The organism is Rhodococcus sp. IC4_135, assembly GCF_011602025.1.
GTDB classification, from domain to species: Bacteria; Actinomycetota; Actinomycetes; order Mycobacteriales; family Mycobacteriaceae; genus Rhodococcus_F; species Rhodococcus_F baikonurensis.
Genome location: NZ_JAAOLG010000083.1, coordinates 1 through 3,768 on the forward strand (window position 1 = coordinate 1; position 3,768 = coordinate 3,768).

General features: G+C 61.6%; 2 protein-coding genes and 2 pseudogenes. All 4 read right to left on the reverse strand.

Features of this window, described 5'->3' with window-relative positions:
- Nucleotides 1–110: 110 nt before the first annotated feature.
- A pseudogene (locus tag G8767_RS34910) lies at nt 111–837 on the reverse strand (hypothetical protein).
- Nucleotides 838–1,791: 954 nt separating this feature from the next.
- A complete protein-coding gene (locus G8767_RS34915) occupies nt 1,792–1,989 on the reverse strand; it encodes a hypothetical protein (RefSeq protein ID WP_007732151.1) in 198 nt (65 codons plus the stop codon).
- Between the two features lie 367 nt (nt 1,990–2,356).
- Complete coding sequence (locus tag G8767_RS34920) at nt 2,357–2,944, reverse strand: uracil-DNA glycosylase family protein (RefSeq protein ID WP_166814244.1); 588 nt, start codon at nt 2,942–2,944, stop codon at nt 2,357–2,359.
- Nucleotides 2,945–3,080: 136 nt separating this feature from the next.
- Nucleotides 3,081–3,679: pseudogene (locus G8767_RS34925) on the reverse strand (carbonic anhydrase).
- Nucleotides 3,680–3,768: the final 89 nt, after the last annotated feature.

The following is a 3,768-nucleotide window of genomic DNA, read 5'->3' on the forward strand; positions in this document are numbered from 1 at the left end:
CCGCAGCTTCCGCGGAGGGCTCGGCCCTCTTCTTCGTAACATTCTCCAGTGTCGTCATCTCGGCACCTCCTCGCCGAGCATTCACTCAGCGTCTCGGGCCAAAACACCGATTACGAAACAGTCCCCTCGGGGTCGGCGTCCTTCTTGGCGAAGTTGGTTGTGCATCCGTTGAGCTTCACTGCGTCGACGAAGACGCTCGAGGCTGCTGAGCCGGTTCCGACGCTGACGCCGTAGTGCTCGACCTTGGCGTCGGGATTAGCTGCGACGATGGCGTCGAGTGAGGTGGGAACGCCCTTGGCTGCGCCGCCGATGGTGCGGGTGCTCCACCAGAGTCCGTCCTGGATGTTCTCGTGATTCACCGCGTCCGTCGTAACGGGTGCGCCATTCTGGCTCGGGACCCACACCAGAGTGGTGAAACCGTTGTCGGCCGGGTTCGTGGTGCCGGTCAGGCGTAGCTGGAACGCGGCGCTGGTGGTGACTGCGCGCTCGGAGAACCCGATCTCCTTCGCTGCAGCGTCGGCGAGCTTGATGCTGCCGGCCGCGTGGTACGAGACGGAGCGATCCGTGACATCGGTGACTTCGAGTTTGAGTGAGCCGTCCTTGTCGAAGACGTTTTCTGCCGAGTAGGAGGCGGTCTGGTCCTTCTCGTCGGTGAACGGGATGCCCCATCCGTTGGCGGTGGTTTCAGTCGACGTCGCGGAACACGTGAAGCCCGCCCCCGGATCTGCGGAGCCGAGGCGAACCGGTCGGTGCGGCATGGGCGAAGGCCGGCGCGATCAGCGCGGCTGCGCCGACGAGGGCAGCGATGGTTCCGGTACGACGAGTGTTCTTGGACATGCGATTGACGCCTCTCACAGGGGAAATTTAAGCTTCCAGAAAATTAGCACAGACCGGACGGTTTGCGTCAGGCCGAATCGGACAAACCTCTTCTACGGGAGGAGTTAGTTCTTTCGGGTTAGTCCTTTAGTTGTAGTGGGCGGGGCGGTTGGACATCATGTGGCCGAGTTCTTCCGACGATCTCCTGCTGATTCCCGCAGCTGCAACGACATAACCCGGGCCGACGCTGCCAGGGCCGACATCGACCCAACGCAATCACGCCCGCGCAGGAGCACCCGAGAACCTTGGGCATTTTTCACACTCGTCGATCCCTACGAAAACAGGAACTCACGTCTCTGCCAGCGCCCTGATACTGCCTACCCCTCCGGCAACGACAGCCCACCATATTTCTTGAATTCACGCGTTTGCTCGTTGCACGTTTCACGTAATTCGGGGAGAACACACATTAGGGCATTCGGCGGCCTGCGCCCCGACAAAAACCAGTGAACGAACTGCCTCCGGAATCGCAGAACGTGCTAACACTTCGTTCGGAGAGTTGCCACATCACGACATGGAGCCGAAACTACAACAGAAACTCGTATCACTTTCCGCCGAAGCATAATTCGTTGTTCAGGCGATGCGACATACGGTGGTGAGTCAACCCGACCTCCTACGCTTCAATCCTGCGGAACGGCAGTCGAGCACCGCTGTGGATCACGTATCGCGATACCGGCGGAGGTCCGGGGTCATCACCCGTCATTGACAGGTACGTGCCGTCGGCACGACAGGCAGGAAGTCCACAGTCTGTAGATCCCATGTTGGAAGGGAACGGCACTGCAGGCCCGGTTGAGATCGAAGCCTTGCGGCACTTGATGATTGCCATGCTGTTTCCCGGAAGAGGATCAACGAGCCGATTTCGCCGCCGTATCGGGACGCAACAACATTCTCTATATCCTGGACTGGACGATTGCTGGCCTATCCGGGGCGAGGGCGGTGCCGGCGGGCGGTACCGCGGTGCCCTCCTTGAGGGAAATGCGTTGCGAAGAGGTGGCCGTCCTCGGCGTAGCGTTCGACGGTGATCCCACAACTCGTGCCCGAGTTCGCTTCCGTGGCTGCTGTGATTGCGTCGTTGTCCGAGTGGAAGTATTCGTCGACGGCCGAACCGTCGGGCATGGTAATTCAGTAGCGATCCATCCCCTCACCATCCGCTGCCGCGATCGAGCAGGCAAGCGTGACGCCCGGCCCGGCCCTACATTCGACTCTCGCCAATGAATTACGGGCGCAGCAATCGTCGGGTCCGAACAGCGAGCCCCCGCGTGGTTGTTCTCCCCGGAACAGTTCGCGGCGTCGAGGTCGGTGAGAGCAACAAAGTGACCACGCCAGTTGCTCAGCTCAGTGGGTCAGCAGGCTCGGCGCTGTCGAGTCGATACGTCGGTCACGCCGAACAGAGTAATCCCGCACTCGACATTGACGCTGGCACATGCGGCACTGACCAGGCGAGACGCGTTCGTAGGCCGTGCACCAGGAGAACCGGCAGCGGTCAAAGGTGGAGGGCCCGAACTGCAGCCTGCGCGATCGGTAACACGTCCTCCTCGAACCACGGGTTCTTCGACAGCCACGGTTGATTGCGCGGAGACGGATGCGGTACAGGGAGATAGCCGAGCGGCAAGTAATCCTCGGCAGCGCGGACGGTATCGGTCAACGACGTTCTGCGATCCCGCCCTAAGTAATAGGCGTGTGCATACTGACCGACCAATACCGTGAGCGCAATGCTCGGCAAGTGATCGTCGAGCCGCGGGTGCCACCGGGCTGCACATTCTCGTTGCGGCGGTTTATCGCCCGAACGTGCTTTGCCGGGATAGCAGAACCCCATCGACGTGAGCGCGACCGTGCCCGGATCGTAGAACTGCGTCGACGTGAGATCCAGCCACCGGCGCAGACGATCCCCCGACGGGTCGTCCCATGCGATACCGGTGGTGTGGACTTTACGTCCGGGTGCCTGGCCGATAATGCGTAACCGAGCGGAGGGACCGGCCTGCACGACGGGCCACGGACCGTAGGGCAGCTGGTCAGCGCACAGCGTGCACCCTCGGATCTCCGTCAACACATGCGCCAAAGATTCCTGCATGATCAAACACCCCTAAGCCGCGATACGTCGATGACCCGCTCCCCGCCTTCACGCTGGCCTGGCGGCATTCGCGGGATCCCGACAGAAATCTCCAGCCGCCCAGCCGATGGTTTACTGGCGTTCTGGCGCGGTCGTTTCAGGCGAGGCGATCGGCGTCACCGGACTCGGAGCCCGTTGCGGTTTCTCCGACATCACCGACAGTGCCCTGCAGGCGCATCCGGCCGTCCGACAACGCATACGTGACGCCGACGATCGCGCACGTACCCTTGCCCACCTTGTCGGCGATGATCCGCGACCTCTGCATGATCAACGACCCCGTCTCCACCACATGACGACCTTCGAGTTCGTCGACCGTGGACAGACCTTCGTTGCGGCCCATCAGAATCGACGGTGCAACACGCTCGATCACACTACGAATGAAACCATCGGGCACCGCATTCTCGTCCAGAGCGTCCAGCGTTGCCTTCACTGCGCCGCAACCGTCGTGCCCGAGCACGACGATCAGCGGCACGTCGAGGATATCGACGGCGTACTCGATCGAACCGAGAACCGAATCATCGAGCACGTGACCCGCGGTGCGCACGACGAACATGTCGCCCAGACCCTGATCGAAAATGATCTCCGCGGCTACGCGCGAATCTCCGCAACCGAACAACACCGCAGTGGGGTGCTGCCCGTCGACGAGTTTCGCGCGATCCCCTCTCTGTCAGGATTTAGTGAGACACTCGGAGGCAACCGAGATCACTCACTGAGGGCATGAAACGAGCACCACCGATGAGCAGCCCGAACCCCGAAACACCGTCAGATTCGCCGGCGGATCCTGC

Coding starts and splice junctions, on each gene's coding strand:
- G8767_RS34915 (WP_007732151.1), bottom strand. CDS start 1,989: ATGCCCGACGGTTCGGCCGTCGACGAATACTTCCACTCGGACAACGAC.
- G8767_RS34920 (WP_166814244.1), bottom strand. CDS start 2,944: ATGCAGGAATCTTTGGCGCATGTGTTGACGGAGATCCGAGGGTGCACG.